The sequence below is a fragment of the Pseudomonas sp. AA-38 genome, assembly GCF_029457475.1.
Taxonomy (GTDB): domain Bacteria; phylum Pseudomonadota; class Gammaproteobacteria; order Pseudomonadales; family Pseudomonadaceae; genus Aquipseudomonas.
The window spans coordinates 661,292-677,448 of record NZ_CP120359.1 but is presented as its reverse complement, the minus strand read 5'-3'; the positions used below and the strand labels follow the sequence as shown (position 1 = coordinate 677,448).

Here is a 16,157-nt window from a genome sequence, read left to right as displayed (position 1 = left end):
TATTAGATGGAGCTCATGAGCGGACTTGAACCGCTGACCTCACCCTTACCAAGGGTGTGCTCTACCAACTGAGCTACATGAGCCAAACTCTTTTGCACGAAACACAAACTGGAGCGGGCAGCGGGAATCGAACCCGCATCATCAGCTTGGAAGGCTGAGGTTCTACCACTGAACTATGCCCGCGGAGCTTGCAGCTCACGCCGAATCTGGTGGAGGGGGAAGGATTCGAACCTTCGAAGTCGATGACGTCAGATTTACAGTCTGATCCCTTTGGCCGCTCGGGAACCCCTCCAAAGTGAGGCGGCATTTTCTAGATCTGCCACCCTACTGTCAAGCTTTTTCTCATTTAAAATCTTGAGGTTAGCTACGTTGACAGCATCTTCGTCGGGAACCAACTTTGACCACCCTGCGAAGCGGGCGCCATTCTATGCAAACTATTGGGGCATTGCAACGCCTTCACAAGGCATTAATTGATGCTGCAAACCAGCAAAATCTCCAGCCAGGCGCCCAAGCAAGACTTCATCGGCCAATCGCCGACTCTCAGGCGCCACCTGCACCCAGAAACTGCGATGCGCACGGGGCAGCTCACGAATCTTAGGCTCATAGCCGGCATCACGTAAGCGCTGTATCACCGCCTCTGCCGAATCCTTGCGCGGGAAGATGCCCAGGGAAATGCCATTGGCCAGATCCCCCTGAGTAATGATGTAGCTATCGACATTGCGCGCCTGCAATTCACGCAACTGTCGCAGCGAAGCCTGGCGTGACGCCAGAGGCTCCAGATAGACCCAGAACTCGACGCCCGCTGCGGCATCCACCGAACGCACCTGCACCTTGATATCCAGCGACAGCAAGCGCTGCTCCACTTCCCGAGCTTGGGCTTCACGCTCGAAACTACCCAGATAGAGGCAGACAGAAGCCTCCTCAGACTCCACCCCCTTGGGCTCCATCTTGCCAGCCACGGAGCGGGGCGCAGAGCCACCCTCACTGAGCAGGCGAATATCCTTGCGCTCGCCCTGGTAAGGCTCGACCGGCGCGACCTCCTTGGCCCGCAGAGGTGCCTGCTGCTGATGCCAGATGTAATAAAAGGCATTCAAGAGAATCAGCAAAAGGAGAATCCAACGCATGCCAGGCCTCACACCAAAGGGCAGGCAATCGCCAGCCCTACGAAAACCAGATCAGGAACCACCTGCGCACCGGGAATCACATCCCTGACCAGGTCGACATCGCCCCCTGTGAGAAACACCTCCACCCCTTGAGGGAAATGCCGCAGCGCCTCCTGATACTGCTCCCGCACGAAACCACGCAGCATCAATACGCACCCCCGCTCCACCGCCTGTGCCGTGGAACGCCCTGGTTCCAGCGTCGACAAGGCCAAGGCAGCCGACTCCCGATCGTAACGGATACGCCGGGTATGGGTGCTCAACTGCTCACGCATCAGCGGCACACCGGGGCAGATGAATCCCCCCAGGTGCCGACCATCGCAGGCCACCAGGTCAGCGGTCACTGCCGTGCCCAGATCGATGATGAGGCAGGCGCGTTGCCCAAGATGGTAGCCCCCGAGCACCGCCAGCCAGCGATCGAGCCCGAGACGAGCATGGTCATCGTAGCCATTGATCACTTCTCCCTGGCGCCGAGCAGGCACGGCACAGACCGGCTCGACGGCAAAGCGGATACGCAACTGCGTGACCAGCGCGACCGTCTCTGCATCGCTGCGCACACTGACCAGACGGCAATGGCTAATGCTCACCCTAGCCACAGCGTCCAACTCGGTGAACAAATGCTCCAGAGAATCGACGATCCCTACATGAAGCACGGCTTGCTCGGGCCAACTGAGAATGCGCCACTTGATGAAACTGTTACCACAGTCGAGCTCAAGAATCATCGCGCAACCTCAAGCTCAATTCTCCACCGCTGAACGCAGACACCTTGCCGTCGATATCCAGGTGGATGGCACCCGAATCATCGACCCCGAGAATCCTACCCATGGTCACCCGCTCACCCGCAATCAAAGCCGCTTCTTTTCCCTGCCAGGCATGCAAGCTCTCCCACTCGTGGCGCACACCTGCGAATCCAGCCTGCCAATGCCTGGCCAGGTAGGCTGCAAGCTGTACCAGCAGCTCACCCGCCAGCTCGTTGCGATCGACCGGCCGCCCCAGCACCTGGCGCATGGACGTCCAGGGTTGCTCGATGGCCTCCGCCTTTTCCGCAAGCATGTTCACGTTGATGCCGATACCAATGATCACATGACAGATATCCGCGGGGTCGCCAACGAGCTCCAGCAGAATCCCGGAGATCTTGCGGCCACCCAGCAATATGTCATTCGGCCATTTGAGGCCGACATCATTCAGACCGAAGCACTGCAACGCACGAGTGACGGCCAGGCCGATACTGAGACTCAGCGCCTCCACCTGGCGCATACCGCCATCGACCCGCACCGCCAGGCTGCAATACAGATTCTCTGCAAAGGGGCTTACCCAGGCCCGCCCACGCCTACCACGCCCCGCCGTCTGACGCTCGGCGAACACGGCGAAAGGCGCCGGCACCTGGCGGGCAAGCGAGCGCATGACCTCGGCATTGGTAGAGTCGACTGCCGCCACCACCTGGACAGACCAATGCAGTTGCCCGGCACGCCGGGTGATAGCCTCGACATCCAGAAGCTGCAACGGCTGCGCAAGCCGGTAACCCTTGCCAGGAACGCGGAACACCTCAAGACCGAACTCGGCCTGCAACCCTTGCAGTTGCTTCCAGATAGCACTACGGCTGACACCCAGAGCAGCGCCCAGGGCTTCCCCAGAATGAAAGCGCCCGTCTTGGATAAGCTTCAACAATGCCAGCATGAAAGGCCCCACCTTGAACAAGGTTGGCATGATAGCGATGCCTCCGGGCGTTGCATAGAAAACCGCCCCTGGCACTACAGCGGCATGCCCAACCAAAGTAACGGGCAGCTTTTACTACGCAGCATCAGTGTAGGGTGCGCCGCGCGCACCATGGCCATAAACCCGGAGCATCGGTGCGCACAGCGCCCCCTACGCCAGGCTTCGGCTTTTCCCGGCGCAAAGAAGAAACCCCAGACCGCGTTGGCGATCTGGGGTTTCGTATAGGAGCTTGACGATGACCTACTCTCACATGGTGAAGCACCACACTACCATCGGCGATGCGTCGTTTCACTACTGAGTTCGGGATGGGATCAGGTGGTTCCAACGCTCTATGGTCGTCAAGCAATTCGGTTGGGATCTCGTCGTTAGACGCTATCCCTTGGATACGTGATAGAGGCTTTGTAGTTCTTGCAAATTTTCGGCTTTCTGTCGACTTCACCATCGACACCCTCTGCACGAGGGCAGATTGTTTGGGTGTTATATGGTCAAGCCTCACGGGCAATTAGTATTGGTTAGCTCAACGCCTCACAGCGCTTACACACCCAACCTATCAACGTCGTAGTCTCCGACGGCCCTTTAGGGAGCTCGAGGCTCCAGTGAGATCTCATCTTGAGGCAAGTTTCCCGCTTAGATGCTTTCAGCGGTTATCTCTTCCGAACATAGCTACCCGGCAGTGCCACTGGCGTGACAACCGGAACACCAGAGGTTCGTCCAACCCGGTCCTCTCGTACTAAGGTCAGCCCCTCTCAAATCTCAAACGTCCACGGCAGATAGGGAACTGTCTCACGACGTTCTAAACCCAGCTCGCGTACCACTTTAAATGGCGAACAGCCATACCCTTGGACCGGCTTCAGCCCCAGGATGTGATGAGCCGACATCGAGGTGCCAAACACCGCCGTCGATATGAACTCTTGGGCGGTATCAGCCTGTTATCCCCGGAGTACCTTTTATCCGTTGAGCGATGGCCCTTCCATACAGAACCACCGGATCACTAAGACCTACTTTCGTACCTGCTCGACGTGTCTGTCTCGCAGTCAAGCGCGCTTTTGCCTTTATACTCTACGACCGATTTCCGACCGGTCTGAGCGCACCTTCGTACTCCTCCGTTACTCTTTGGGAGGAGACCGCCCCAGTCAAACTACCCACCATACACTGTCCTCGACCCGGATGACGGGCCAGAGTTAGAACCTCAAGGTTGCCAGGGTGGTATTTCAAGGATGGCTCCATGAGAACTGGCGTCCCCACTTCAAAGCCTCCCACCTATCCTACACAAGCAAGCTCAAAGTCCAGTGCAAAGCTATAGTAAAGGTTCACGGGGTCTTTCCGTCTAGCCGCGGATACACTGCATCTTCACAGCGATTTCAATTTCACTGAGTCTCGGGTGGAGACAGCGCCGCCATCGTTACGCCATTCGTGCAGGTCGGAACTTACCCGACAAGGAATTTCGCTACCTTAGGACCGTTATAGTTACGGCCGCCGTTTACCGGGGCTTCGATCAAGAGCTTCGCTTGCGCTAACCCCATCAATTAACCTTCCGGCACCGGGCAGGCGTCACACCCTATACGTCCACTTTCGTGTTTGCAGAGTGCTGTGTTTTTAATAAACAGTCGCAGCGGCCTGGTATCTTCGACCGGCATGGGCTTACGCAGTAAATGCTTCACCCTCACCGGCGCACCTTCTCCCGAAGTTACGGTGCCATTTTGCCTAGTTCCTTCACCCGAGTTCTCTCAAGCGCCTTGGTATTCTCTACCTAACCACCTGTGTCGGTTTGGGGTACGGTTCCTAGTTACCTGAAGCTTAGAAGCTTTTCCTGGAAGCATGGCATCAACCACTTCGCATTCTAAAAGAACGCTCGTCATCAGCTCTCGGCCTTGATCTCCCGGATTTACCTAAGAAACCAGCCTACCGCCTTAAACACGGACAACCAACGCCGTGCTGGCCTAGCCTTCTCCGTCCCTCCATCGCAGTAACTAGAAGTACGGGAATATTAACCCGTTTCCCATCGACTACGCATTTCTGCCTCGCCTTAGGGGCCGACTCACCCTGCGTCGATTAACGTTGCGCAGGAAACCTTGGTCTTTCGGCGTGCGAGTTTTTCACTCGCATTGTCGTTACTCATGTCAGCATTCGCACTTCTGATACCTCCAGCAAGCTTCTCAACTCACCTTCACAGGCTTACAGAACGCTCCTCTACCGCTCATCCAAAGGATGAACCCGTAGCTTCGGTGTATGGTTTGAGCCCCGTTACATCTTCCGCGCAGGCCGACTCGACTAGTGAGCTATTACGCTTTCTTTAAAGGATGGCTGCTTCTAAGCCAACCTCCTAGCTGTCTAAGCCTTCCCACATCGTTTCCCACTTAACCATAACTTTGGGACCTTAGCTGACGGTCTGGGTTGTTTCCCTTTTCACGACGGACGTTAGCACCCGCCGTGTGTCTCCCGTGCTGACACTTGCTGGTATTCGGAGTTTGCATCGGTTTGGTAAGTCGGGATGACCCCCTAGCCGAAACAGTGCTCTACCCCCAGCAGTGATACACGAGGCGCTACCTAAATAGCTTTCGAGGAGAACCAGCTATCTCCGAGCTTGATTAGCCTTTCACTCCGATCCACAGGTCATCCGCTAACTTTTCAACGGTAGTCGGTTCGGTCCTCCAGTCAGTGTTACCTAACCTTCAACCTGCCCATGGATAGATCGCCCGGTTTCGGGTCTATACCCAGCGACTAAAGCGCCCTATTAAGACTCGCTTTCGCTACGCCTCCCCTATTCGGTTAAGCTCGCCACTGAATATAAGTCGCTGACCCATTATACAAAAGGTACGCAGTCACCCAACAAAGTAGGCTCCCACTGCTTGTACGCATACGGTTTCAGGTTCTATTTCACTCCCCTCTCCGGGGTTCTTTTCGCCTTTCCCTCACGGTACTGGTTCACTATCGGTCAGTCAGTAGTATTTAGCCTTGGAGGATGGTCCCCCATGTTCAGACAAGGTTTCTCGTGCCCCGTCCTACTCGATTTCATTGATAAGAGCGTTTCGTGTACGGGGCTATCACCCACTACGGCGGCACTTTCCAGAGCCTTCCACTACACTCAAATCAACTTAAGGGCTAGTCCCCGTTCGCTCGCCACTACTTAGGGAATCTCGGTTGATTTCTTTTCCTCAGGGTACTTAGATGTTTCAGTTCCCCTGGTTCGCCTCTTGCACCTATGGATTCAGTACAAGATACCTAGGTTATCCTAGGTGGGTTCCCCCATTCAGACATCTCTGGATCACAGTCTGTTTGCCGACTCCCCAAAGCTTTTCGCAGGCTACCACGTCTTTCATCGCCTCTGACTGCCAAGGCATCCACCGTATGCGCTTCTTCACTTGACCATATAACCCCAAGCAATCTGGTTACTGTCTCAATCGTGAAGACGACATTCGCCGAAAATTTGCGTCTTGAGAACTACAAATTTTACCTTGACCAGATCAATTGCCAGTGAAAGCAATCAATCAGTCACTTCTATCACATATCCAAATTTTTAAAGAACGATGTTTCTACCGGTCAAAAGACCAGAAATCAGCACTCACCAGGTCTACCCTGAAGCGCTCATTTCTGAACTCTTTCCTTCTACCGCAACGCGCGAGAGTGGTGGAGCCAAGCGGGATCGAACCGCTGACCTCCTGCGTGCAAAGCAGGCGCTCTCCCAGCTGAGCTATGGCCCCGTAATCTTCTGCACCAAGCAATTGGTAGGTCTGGGCAGATTTGAACTGCCGACCTCACCCTTATCAGGGGTGCGCTCTAACCAACTGAGCTACAGACCTATAACAGGGTCGCGTTACAGCATCGTCTTCGACTATGAATCAAGCAATTCGTGTGGGAACTTATGAAGAAGCTGATGTCTTCGATTAAGGAGGTGATCCAGCCGCAGGTTCCCCTACGGCTACCTTGTTACGACTTCACCCCAGTCATGAATCACTCCGTGGTAACCGTCCCCCCGAAGGTTAGACTAGCTACTTCTGGAGCAACCCACTCCCATGGTGTGACGGGCGGTGTGTACAAGGCCCGGGAACGTATTCACCGTGACATTCTGATTCACGATTACTAGCGATTCCGACTTCACGCAGTCGAGTTGCAGACTGCGATCCGGACTACGATCGGTTTTATGGGATTAGCTCCACCTCGCGGCTTGGCAACCCTTTGTACCGACCATTGTAGCACGTGTGTAGCCCTGGCCGTAAGGGCCATGATGACTTGACGTCATCCCCACCTTCCTCCGGTTTGTCACCGGCAGTCTCCTTAGAGTGCCCACCCGAGGTGCTGGTAACTAAGGACAAGGGTTGCGCTCGTTACGGGACTTAACCCAACATCTCACGACACGAGCTGACGACAGCCATGCAGCACCTGTGTCTGAGTTCCCGAAGGCACCAATCCATCTCTGGAAAGTTCTCAGCATGTCAAGGCCAGGTAAGGTTCTTCGCGTTGCTTCGAATTAAACCACATGCTCCACCGCTTGTGCGGGCCCCCGTCAATTCATTTGAGTTTTAACCTTGCGGCCGTACTCCCCAGGCGGTCAACTTAATGCGTTAGCTGCGCCACTAAAATCTCAAGGATTCCAACGGCTAGTTGACATCGTTTACGGCGTGGACTACCAGGGTATCTAATCCTGTTTGCTCCCCACGCTTTCGCACCTCAGTGTCAGTATCAGTCCAGGTGGTCGCCTTCGCCACTGGTGTTCCTTCCTATATCTACGCATTTCACCGCTACACAGGAAATTCCACCACCCTCTACCGTACTCTAGCTCGCCAGTTTTGGATGCAGTTCCCAGGTTGAGCCCGGGGCTTTCACATCCAACTTAACGAACCACCTACGCGCGCTTTACGCCCAGTAATTCCGATTAACGCTTGCACCCTTCGTATTACCGCGGCTGCTGGCACGAAGTTAGCCGGTGCTTATTCTGTCGGTAACGTCAAAATTGCACGGTATTAACGTACAACCCTTCCTCCCAACTTAAAGTGCTTTACAATCCGAAGACCTTCTTCACACACGCGGCATGGCTGGATCAGGCTTTCGCCCATTGTCCAATATTCCCCACTGCTGCCTCCCGTAGGAGTCTGGACCGTGTCTCAGTTCCAGTGTGACTGATCATCCTCTCAGACCAGTTACGGATCGTCGCCTTGGTGAGCCATTACCTCACCAACTAGCTAATCCGACCTAGGCTCATCTGATAGCGCAAGGCCCGAAGGTCCCCTGCTTTCTCCCGTAGGACGTATGCGGTATTAGCGTTCCTTTCGGAACGTTATCCCCCACTACCAGGCAGATTCCTAGGCATTACTCACCCGTCCGCCGCTAAATCAAGGAGCAAGCTCCTCTCATCCGCTCGACTTGCATGTGTTAGGCCTGCCGCCAGCGTTCAATCTGAGCCATGATCAAACTCTTCAGTTCAATACTGCTTGGGTTTTGAGAAAACCCTAAACTTGGCTCAGCAATCGCAAATCTCTTACTTAAAAGAGTAACTCTCGAATTCACGAGTGTTGCTTTGTGATGCTGATAATCTGTCGACTATCAGGCTTACCTCACAAGCACCCACACGAATTGCTTGATTCAGTTGTTAAAGAACAGTTGGTTAAGCCTCTCGCCTCAACCAGGCCGCGCATTCTACAGCAGCCTTTCTTTCTGTCAAGTCGTTTTCAAAAGAATTTTTTCTTTCTACTCAACCACTTGCGCCTTCGATCAGAACTTCTTCTCTCCAGCGGGAGGCGCATTCTACAGCGTTCAAAACCGCTGTCAACCACCTCTTTACAAACCGCTTTCGATCCATTCGATCGAACCACCAACAGGACTCAAACACCACCCTGTCGACCGGCGCGCATTCTACACGCCATACCCAGCCTTGCAAGCCCTTCATTTAACTTAACTTATTGATTAACAAGCAGTTTTTGAAGCGCTTCAGCGCTGAAGTGGCGCGCATTCTACCGCCAGCAGCATGCGCGTCAAGCTTATTTTGCAGTTTTATTACTCGGCCTTGAGCGTGATGCGCGCAAAGGCCTTCTTGCCGGCCTGACAGACATGGGTCGAACCCACCTTGAACAGGAAAGCGCGGTCAACCACCTCACCATCGACGCGCACGCCTCCCGAACCTAGCAGATCGCGAGCCACGGCAGCATTCTTAACCAGGCCTGCTTTATTAAGGACGGATGAGATCGGCATATCTTCAGCCGCAGCCAGCTCGATCTCCGGAAGATCTTCCGGCAGCTCGCCATCCTTCATGCGATTGCCAGCGGAGCGGTGCGCATTGGCCGCCGCCTCCTCACCATGGAACCGCGCGACGATCTCTTCAGCCAGCTTGATCTTGATGTCACGCGGATTGGCCCCCTGCTCGACATCACGCTTGAACTGCTCGATCTCTTCCATGGAGCGGAAGCTGAGCAGCTCGAAGTAGCGCCACATCAGCGCATCAGGCATGGACACCAGCTTGTTGTACATCACCCCCGGCGCTTCCTGAATGCCCACATAATTGCCCAGTGACTTGGACATCTTCTTCACGCCGTCCAGCCCCTCCAACAACGGCATGGTGACGATGCACTGCGACTCCTGGCCATAGGCGCGTTGCAGCTCACGCCCCATCAGCAGGTTGAACTTCTGATCGGTGCCACCCAACTCGACATCGGCCTTGAGCGCCACGGAGTCATAGCCTTGTACCAAGGGGTAGAGGAACTCATGAATGGCGATCGGCTGATTGCTGGTGTAACGCTTGTCGAAATCGTCGCGCTCGAGCATGCGCGCCACAGTGTATTGCGAAGCAAGACGAATGAAATCGGCAGGCTTGAGTTGATCCATCCAGGTGGAGTTGAAAGCTACTTCGGTCTTGGCCGGGTCGAGAATCTTGAAGACCTGCTGCTTGTAGGTCTCGGCATTCTCCAGCACCTGCTCACGGGTCAGCGGCGGACGCGTCGCACTCTTGCCGCTGGGGTCGCCAATCATCCCGGTGAAGTCGCCAATGAGGAAAACCACCTGATGCCCCAGCTCCTGGAACTGACGCAGCTTATTAATAAGAACGGTATGGCCGAGGTGCAGATCCGGCGCAGTTGGATCGAACCCCGCCTTGATCCGCAGTGGCTGACCACGCTTGAGCTTTTCTATCAGCTCAGCCTCAACCAGAACCTCTTCCGCACCGCGCTTGATCAGCGCTAGCTGCTCTTCGACCGACTTCATGACAGAACCCGCAACCACTGGAAATTGAAAGGGAACCAACCATACAAGATCGCAAACTAATTACAAGTTTTGCCCCCGCCCTGGGCCTGTTGCCGCTCCGCGCACGGCTGCGACGGCAACACACACCCACATCTGTATCACACACCTGCAATGTCAAGGGTTGCCCATCCAGGGTTTTGGTTATATTTTAGACAGTTAATGCACATATCAAGAAAACGCCTCACGCCATGACGCAAAATTCTCCCAAAGCCCCGCCCTACCCAAAGAGCCATATTCTGGCTGCGAGTGGTGTAGCCGCGCTGCTGAGCCTGGCTCTGCTGGTGTTTCCCTCGCGCGAAGTCGAAGCGCAGAAAACCTTTCTCAATCTGGATCTGGGCAATGATGCCGAGATGGTGATCGAGGAAAAGGATGACCTCCGAGCGGGGCAGGCTGACAGCCCGAACGACTCGCCATTCGCCCAGATCGAAGGCAATTCGGATGACACCGAGTTCAGCGCAGAAGAAGACGCTGATGAAATCGCCCCCACCACTGCAGCACTTCCACCCGACGACCCCACTCATAAAAGCATCACCGTCAGCAACGGCGATACGCTATCGACTGTGTTCGCCAAGGTGGGCCTGAGCGCCAATGATCTGCACGAGGCGCTCGACAGCAACAAGGAAGCCAAGCAGTTCAGCCGCCTCAAGGTCGGCCAGGTGCTGCAGTTCGAGCTGGACGAAGAAGGCAAGCTGAAGAATCTGCAAAGTAAACTCAGCGAACTGGAAACCATAAGCCTGAGCCGCAACGAGGCGGGATACGACTTCAAGCGCGATCTGGCCAAGCCCGAGATCGTCAACGCCTACAGCCATGGCGTGATCAATAGCTCGCTGTTCCTCTCCGCCAAGCGTGCTGGCCTATCCCATGGGCTGACCATGGATCTGGCCAATATCTTCGGTTACGACATCGACTTCGCCATGGACATCCGCGATGGCGACGAATTCGAGGTGATCTACGAAGACAAGGTGGTCAACGGCAAGCATGTCGGCACCGGTAATATCCTTTCCGCTCGTTTCACCAACCGCGGCAAGACCTATACTGCTGTGCGCTATACCGATCGCAAGGGCAACACCAGCTACTACAGCGCCAATGGCGAGAGCATGCGCAAGGCCTTCATCCGCACGCCCGTGGATTTCGCACGCATCAGCTCACGCTTCTCCACCGGCCGCAAGCACCCGATCCTGAACAAGATCCGCGCCCACAAGGGTGTCGACTATGCCGCGCCGCGCGGCACGCCGATCAAGGCTGCAGGAGACGGCAAGGTGATACTGGCAGGACGCAACGGTGGCTACGGCAACACCGTGATCCTCCAGCATGGCCAACGCTACCGCACCCTCTATGCGCACATGCAGGGCTTCGCCAAAGGCGTGCGCAATGGGGTGAACGTCAAGCAAGGCCAAATCATCGGCTATATCGGCACCACCGGTCTGTCTACCGGCCCACACCTGCATTACGAGTTCCAGGTCAACGGCGTGCATGTCGACCCGCTGAGCCAGAAGCTGCCGATGGCCGACCCCATCGCCGCCAACGAGAAAGCGCGTTTCATGCAGCAAAGCAAGCCGCTGATGGCACGCATGGATCAGGAAAAGGCCACCATGCTGGCTGCCAACAAGCAGTAATCCATGGTCCATCTCTATATTGGCGTGATGTCCGGCACCAGCCTGGATGGCCTGGACATCGCGCTGATCGAGCAGACTGAAGCACCGCGCCTGCTCGCCACACTGTATCGCCCCCTGCCTGATGCTCTGCGTCACGAACTGCTGGCACTGTGCAGCCCTGGCGCAGACGAGCTGGCCCGTGCGGCCATCGCCGAACAACACTGGGCCGAGCTGGCCGCAGATTGCATCAACACTCTGCTAGCACGTCAGGGGCTGTCAGCATCAAGCATTCGCGCCATCGGCAGCCACGGCCAGACCGTTCGCCATGAACCTGCGCGTGGCTTCACCATCCAGATCGGCAACCCCGCCCTGCTCGCCGAACGTACCGGCATCAGCGTGGTGGCAGACTTTCGTCGGCGCGATGTGGCGGCCGGTGGCCAGGGCGCGCCGCTGGTGCCGGCCTTCCATGAAGCGCTCTTCGGTTCGACGCAGCAGCACATTGCGGTGCTCAATGTCGGCGGCTTCAGCAACCTGAGCCTGCTCGAACCCGGCAAGGAGGTTCATGGTTTCGACTGCGGGCCAGGTAACGTGCTGCTCGATGCCTGGATTCAGCATTGCCTGGGCGAGCAGTACGACCGCGACGGCGCCTGGGGCGCGGGCGGCACGCTGCAGCAAGCGCTGCTCGACAGTCTGCTGGCCGATCCCTTCTTCGCCACCCAAGGCCCCAAGAGTACCGGGCGCGAGCTGTTCAACCTGAATTGGCTACAGACTCACCTGGCGAAGCATCGCGACCTGCCTGAACAGGATGTACAGGCCACCCTGGTGGAATTGAGCGCGCGCAGCATCTGCGAGTCATTGCACAGAGCGCAAATGCGCACTGACAGCCTGCTGGTCTGTGGCGGAGGCGCGCACAACCGGCACCTCATGCAGCGCTTGGCAGCCTTGCTGCCTGGCACCGAGGTGGTTTCGACCGCCAGCCGTGGCATCGACCCGGACTGGATCGAAGCCATGGCCTTCGCCTGGCTGGCTCATTGCACCCTGCAGGGCATAGCCGCCAACCGTCCAAGCGTCACCGGCGCACGCGGGCTACGGGTGCTCGGCGCCATCTATCCAGCCTGAAAACAAAAACGCCGTGCACGGGGCACGGCGCTAACGAATCAATGACCCGTATCAGATCGAGAAGGACGACCCACAGCCACAGGTGGTGGTGGCGTTGGGGTTCTTGATGACGAAACGCGAACCCTCCAGGCCTTCCTGATAATCGACCTCGGAGCCCACCAGATACTGGAAGCTCATGGCATCGACGACCAGACTCACGCCCTCGCGCTCGACGATGGTGTCATCCTCGGCGACATCCTCATCGAAGGTGAAACCATACTGGAAGCCCGAGCAACCGCCACCCGTGACGAACACGCGCAGCTTCAGACGCGGATTGCCCTCTTCATCGACCAGGGTCTTCACCTTGCTGGCCGCCCCCTGGGTGAAATGCAAGGGGGCGGGGGTGAAGCTTTCGACGCTCATGCTATGACTCCCGGCGCAACGCGCCATACTGCGTTAAGGCAGCATTATCCGCTTGCCCTAGAATTTTGGTCAACTATTACGCCCTGTCATCCAGGGTTTCCGGCAACTCCAGAGGACGCTCGTCCTCGCCCTTGATCGGGCACAGACGTCCGGCGATCTGCGCGCCCATGGCCATTTCCATCAACGCATAATGCAGATTGCCCCTTACACGCGCCCGGGCTCCCAGCTCGAGATGGGTCGAAGCGTAGACATCGCCCAACACCTCGCCCTCGACCACGATATGGGGGGCTCGCACCTCACCTTCAACCACGCCGCCGACGCTGATGCGCACCAGGCCTTCCGAGGCCAGCAGATTGCCGGTGACCCGGCCATCGACCTGCACCGCCCCCTGGAAGCGCATATCCCCCACCAGCTCTGCACCTACCGCGATAAGGCTGGTCTTGCCGCTGAAGCTCTGCAAATCAGGCTTGGGTTTTTCTTTCTTCCACATGGCGGTTCACTCTTTGTCTAACCATTTGAATGTACGAACCAGGGGCTTGTGCCCCTGAACCTGAGCCTCGACCTTGACCTGAGCGGGCACGAAGCCCTGTGGCAATTGCAACTCGGCAAAACGACCGGCATCAGGTAGAGACTGAAAATGCTTGAAGGAAAAGGGGGTCTTGTCGCCACTGAACTCGTCGCTCACCGAGGCCAATGACAGGTTCTTGTCCTTGCCGCCCTGCTTGCCCTGAAGCGTGATGCTCAGTGTCCCCTCCAACGGCTCCTCGGCCGTGCCGACACGGCTCAACAGCAGCTTGTAGCGAAAGCGCTGCGGATCTTCGGTGGCCTGCAGCTCGAAGGCCCGGATGCGCAAACCCTCACGCCGACTACCCGGAGCCAGGACGCCCTTGTAGAAGGCCACGTCCTGCTGCAATTTGAAGATTTGCTCCTCGAGCAGCTTGATGGTGCGCCGGTTCTGCTCGATGGCCTGCTGGGCAACCTTCTCGCTGCTGCCGACCACGGCAAGGCGCTGGCGCAGGAATTCCAACTCCTGATCCTTCTCGCTGATGAGCACCTGCAACTCATGGGCATCGGTAACGGGTCGCAGATAGGACAACGTACCCCACCCCAGCGCAAAGGCCAGAGGCACGGCGAGGAGCAACAAGGTCAGGAGGATACGTCGACGACGCTCATGTCGTGGATCACTGAACTTGATCTCCCAGCTCATGCAAAGGACACCCGCGGCGCTCGGGCTGATGGCCCGAGCGAAGGCCAGATGCAGCCAGTGGTGCCTCGCAATCGGGCGGCCTGGCATGCCGGCCGTTCATCGTCGATCTGGGCACTGATCATCAGCCGCCTCCTGCCTGACATGAGTGGAAAGTCGCCGATGATAAAGCGCCATCGGCCAAGCGCCAAACCCGATGGTGACGCAATAGCGTGACAGGCTCTACTATCCGGGAGATTTGCTGACCGAGGAACGACCATGCTCTATCTGTGGCTCAAGGCCTTTCACATCATCGCGGTGGTCTGCTGGTTCGCCGGCCTGTTCTACCTGCCGCGCCTGTTCGTCTACCATGCGATGAGCACGGACGCCGTCAGCCAGGAGCGCTTCTGCGTCATGGAGCGCAAGCTCTATCGCGGGATCATGCTGCCCTCGATGATTCTCACCCTGGCGCTGGGTATCTGGCTGATCAGCCTCAACCCGAGCTATTACTTCAGCCAGGGCTGGATGCACGCCAAGCTGACACTGGTGGTCGCCCTACTGGCCTACCATCACATGTGCGGCGCACAACTTAAGCGCTTCGCCCGTGGCGAGAACAGTCGCAGCCATGTGTTCTATCGCTGGTTCAACGAGGCGCCGGTGCTGGCGCTGCTAGGTATCGTCATTCTGGTCGTCGTCCGTCCATTCTGAGGAATTCGCCATGTCTCTGCCTGCGTCGCTCGAACAACGCCTGCGCCTGCCCCTGGTGGCGGCGCCCATGTTCCTTGTGTCCAACCCGGCCCTGGTCGCAGCCTGCTGCAACAGCGGCATCGTCGGCAGCTTCCCGGCGCTCAATCAGCGTGAGAGCTCTGGCTTTCGCGCCTGGCTGGAGGAGCTCGATACGCAGCTAACGGCAGACGCTGCCCCCTATGCGGTGAACCTGATCGTGCACGGCAGCAACCCACGCCTGCAGGCGGATCTGACGATCTGCGTGGAGCGCCAGGTGCCCATCGTCATCACCAGCCTGGGTGCGGTGAAGGAAGTGGTCGACGCCGTGCACGGCTATGGCGGCCTGGTCTTCCACGACGTGACCACCCGGCGTCATGCCGAGAAAGCCGCCGAGGCTGGGGTCGATGGCTTGATTGCCGTGGCCGCCGGGGCTGGCGGCCATGCCGGCACCTGGAGCCCATTCGCCCTGGTCGCGGAGATCCGCCAGTTCTTCGACAAGACTCTGCTACTGGCAGGTTGCCTGAATCACGGCCATGAAATCCTTGCAGCGCAGATGCTTGGGGCCGACCTGGCCTATATGGGCACACGCTTCATCGCCACTGAGCAGAGCGATGCGCCTGCTGCCTACAAACAGATGCTGTTGCAGGCACGGGCTGCCGACATCGTGCATACCCCGGCGGTGTCCGGAGTACCGGCCAGTTTCATGCGCCAGAGCCTGGAACAGGCCGGCTATGACCTGGCCCGCCTGCAGGACAAGGGTGCCATCAACTACGGCGAGAAGCTCAAGCCGGTCAACGATGAAGCCAAGGCCTGGAAAACCGTATGGTCGGCCGGCCAGGGAGCTGGCGGTATCGAGGATCTGCCCAGCGTCGCCGAGCTCGTCCCCCGCCTGGATCATGAGTACCGCACGGCTTTGCAGCAGGCTGCCGCCCTGGGGCAGCGCTGGATACGTTGAGGCGAGGCGCAGAAAAGCTGCCAATTGTGCTGCAGGCCGCTTGTACAGTGGCCTGCAGGCGCTCTACGCTG

At 57.3% G+C, this 16,157-nt stretch carries 11 protein-coding genes, 5 tRNA genes and 3 rRNA genes; 4 read left to right on the top strand and 15 right to left on the bottom strand.

The window, feature by feature from the left end; genetic code table 11:
* Nucleotides 1-7 precede the first annotated feature (7 nt).
* From PVE35_RS03015 to tyrS, 12 genes are all read right to left on the bottom strand, one after another.
* Nucleotides 8-83, bottom strand: a tRNA-Thr gene (locus PVE35_RS03015).
* A 26-nt stretch (nt 84-109) separates the two neighbouring features.
* Nucleotides 110-183, bottom strand: a tRNA-Gly gene (locus PVE35_RS03010).
* A gap of 24 nt (nt 184-207) precedes the next feature.
* Nucleotides 208-292: transfer RNA gene (locus PVE35_RS03005), tRNA-Tyr, on the bottom strand.
* Between the two features lie 142 nt (nt 293-434).
* The gene (locus PVE35_RS03000) at nt 435-1,124 is read right to left on the bottom strand and encodes an SPOR domain-containing protein (protein ID WP_268181138.1); all 690 of its coding nucleotides are present in this window, start codon (nt 1,122-1,124) and stop codon (nt 435-437) included.
* Nucleotides 1,125-1,132: 8 nt separating this feature from the next.
* Entirely contained in the window at nt 1,133-1,882 is a 750-nt protein-coding gene (locus tag PVE35_RS02995; RefSeq protein WP_277373769.1) for a type III pantothenate kinase, read from the bottom strand.
* Nucleotides 1,872-2,837 carry a bifunctional biotin--[acetyl-CoA-carboxylase] ligase/biotin operon repressor BirA gene (gene birA, locus PVE35_RS02990; protein ID WP_277374844.1) on the bottom strand — a complete coding sequence of 322 codons (966 nt, stop codon included), beginning with the start codon at nt 2,835-2,837 and terminating at the stop codon, nt 1,872-1,874. The genes PVE35_RS02995 and birA overlap by 11 nt, the downstream gene beginning before the upstream one ends.
* A 266-nt stretch (nt 2,838-3,103) precedes the next feature.
* A 5S ribosomal RNA gene (gene rrf / locus PVE35_RS02985) occupies nt 3,104-3,219 on the bottom strand.
* A gap of 138 nt (nt 3,220-3,357) precedes the next feature.
* Nucleotides 3,358-6,244, bottom strand: a 23S ribosomal RNA gene (locus PVE35_RS02980).
* Between the two features lie 257 nt (nt 6,245-6,501).
* Nucleotides 6,502-6,577, bottom strand: a tRNA-Ala gene (locus PVE35_RS02975).
* Nucleotides 6,578-6,599: 22 nt separating this feature from the next.
* Nucleotides 6,600-6,676 (bottom strand) — tRNA-Ile (locus tag PVE35_RS02970).
* Nucleotides 6,677-6,761: 85 nt separating this feature from the next.
* Nucleotides 6,762-8,297, bottom strand: a 16S ribosomal RNA gene (locus PVE35_RS02965).
* Together the 16S, 23S and 5S rRNA genes with 2 tRNA genes alongside form the textbook arrangement of a ribosomal RNA operon.
* A 570-nt stretch (nt 8,298-8,867) precedes the next feature.
* Nucleotides 8,868-10,067: a tyrosine--tRNA ligase gene (tyrS, locus tag PVE35_RS02960; protein ID WP_277373768.1), complete on the bottom strand. Its 1,200-nt coding sequence runs from the start codon at nt 10,065-10,067 to the stop codon at nt 8,868-8,870.
* 227 nt (nt 10,068-10,294) lie between these two features.
* Here tyrS and PVE35_RS02955 point away from each other — a divergent pair, with 227 nt between their 5' ends.
* Both PVE35_RS02955 and PVE35_RS02950 read left to right on the top strand, forming a co-directional pair.
* Nucleotides 10,295-11,722, top strand: a complete 1,428-nt coding sequence (locus PVE35_RS02955; protein WP_277373766.1) for a peptidoglycan DD-metalloendopeptidase family protein — start codon at nt 10,295-10,297, stop codon at nt 11,720-11,722.
* A 3-nt stretch (nt 11,723-11,725) separates the two neighbouring features.
* Nucleotides 11,726-12,820, top strand: coding sequence for an anhydro-N-acetylmuramic acid kinase (locus PVE35_RS02950; protein ID WP_277373765.1), 1,095 nt, complete (start codon nt 11,726-11,728; stop codon nt 12,818-12,820).
* A 51-nt stretch (nt 12,821-12,871) separates the two neighbouring features.
* Here PVE35_RS02950 and erpA read toward each other — a convergent pair whose 3' ends face one another.
* The 3 genes from erpA to PVE35_RS02935 all read right to left on the bottom strand — a co-directional run bounded on the left by erpA (nt 12,872) and on the right by PVE35_RS02935 (nt 14,429).
* Nucleotides 12,872-13,222 carry an iron-sulfur cluster insertion protein ErpA gene (gene erpA / locus PVE35_RS02945; protein WP_268181131.1) on the bottom strand — a complete coding sequence of 117 codons (351 nt, stop codon included), beginning with the start codon at nt 13,220-13,222 and terminating at the stop codon, nt 12,872-12,874.
* A 76-nt stretch (nt 13,223-13,298) separates the two neighbouring features.
* Complete coding sequence (locus tag PVE35_RS02940) at nt 13,299-13,712, bottom strand: polymer-forming cytoskeletal protein (protein WP_268181130.1); 414 nt, start codon at nt 13,710-13,712, stop codon at nt 13,299-13,301.
* A 6-nt stretch (nt 13,713-13,718) separates the two neighbouring features.
* Nucleotides 13,719-14,429 carry a DUF6776 family protein gene (locus tag PVE35_RS02935; RefSeq protein WP_277373764.1) on the bottom strand — a complete coding sequence of 237 codons (711 nt, stop codon included), beginning with the start codon at nt 14,427-14,429 and terminating at the stop codon, nt 13,719-13,721.
* A 255-nt stretch (nt 14,430-14,684) separates the two neighbouring features.
* Here PVE35_RS02935 and hemJ point away from each other — a divergent pair, with 255 nt between their 5' ends.
* Nucleotides 14,685-15,113: a protoporphyrinogen oxidase HemJ gene (hemJ, locus tag PVE35_RS02930; protein ID WP_268181126.1), complete on the top strand. Its 429-nt coding sequence runs from the start codon at nt 14,685-14,687 to the stop codon at nt 15,111-15,113.
* Between the two features lie 10 nt (nt 15,114-15,123).
* Entirely contained in the window at nt 15,124-16,086 is a 963-nt protein-coding gene (locus PVE35_RS02925; RefSeq protein WP_277373762.1) for a nitronate monooxygenase family protein, read from the top strand.
* Nucleotides 16,087-16,157: the final 71 nt, after the last annotated feature.

Excerpts from the sequence above, each read along its gene's own strand:
- PVE35_RS03000 (WP_268181138.1), bottom strand. The coding sequence starts at position 1,124 with ATGCGTTGGATTCTCCTTTTGCTGATTCTCTTGAATGCCTTTTATTAC.
- PVE35_RS02950 (WP_277373765.1), top strand. The coding sequence starts at position 11,726 with ATGGTCCATCTCTATATTGGCGTGATGTCCGGCACCAGCCTGGATGGC.
- PVE35_RS02955 (WP_277373766.1), top strand. The coding sequence starts at position 10,295 with ATGACGCAAAATTCTCCCAAAGCCCCGCCCTACCCAAAGAGCCATATT.
- PVE35_RS02925 (WP_277373762.1), top strand. The coding sequence starts at position 15,124 with ATGTCTCTGCCTGCGTCGCTCGAACAACGCCTGCGCCTGCCCCTGGTG.
- PVE35_RS02940 (WP_268181130.1), bottom strand. The coding sequence starts at position 13,712 with ATGTGGAAGAAAGAAAAACCCAAGCCTGATTTGCAGAGCTTCAGCGGC.
- birA (WP_277374844.1), bottom strand. The coding sequence starts at position 2,837 with ATGCTGGCATTGTTGAAGCTTATCCAAGACGGGCGCTTTCATTCTGGG.
- tyrS (WP_277373768.1), bottom strand. The coding sequence starts at position 10,067 with ATGAAGTCGGTCGAAGAGCAGCTAGCGCTGATCAAGCGCGGTGCGGAA.
- hemJ (WP_268181126.1), top strand. The coding sequence starts at position 14,685 with ATGCTCTATCTGTGGCTCAAGGCCTTTCACATCATCGCGGTGGTCTGC.
- PVE35_RS02995 (WP_277373769.1), bottom strand. The coding sequence starts at position 1,882 with ATGATTCTTGAGCTCGACTGTGGTAACAGTTTCATCAAGTGGCGCATT.
- erpA (WP_268181131.1), bottom strand. The coding sequence starts at position 13,222 with ATGAGCGTCGAAAGCTTCACCCCCGCCCCCTTGCATTTCACCCAGGGG.
- PVE35_RS02935 (WP_277373764.1), bottom strand. The coding sequence starts at position 14,429 with ATGAGCTGGGAGATCAAGTTCAGTGATCCACGACATGAGCGTCGTCGA.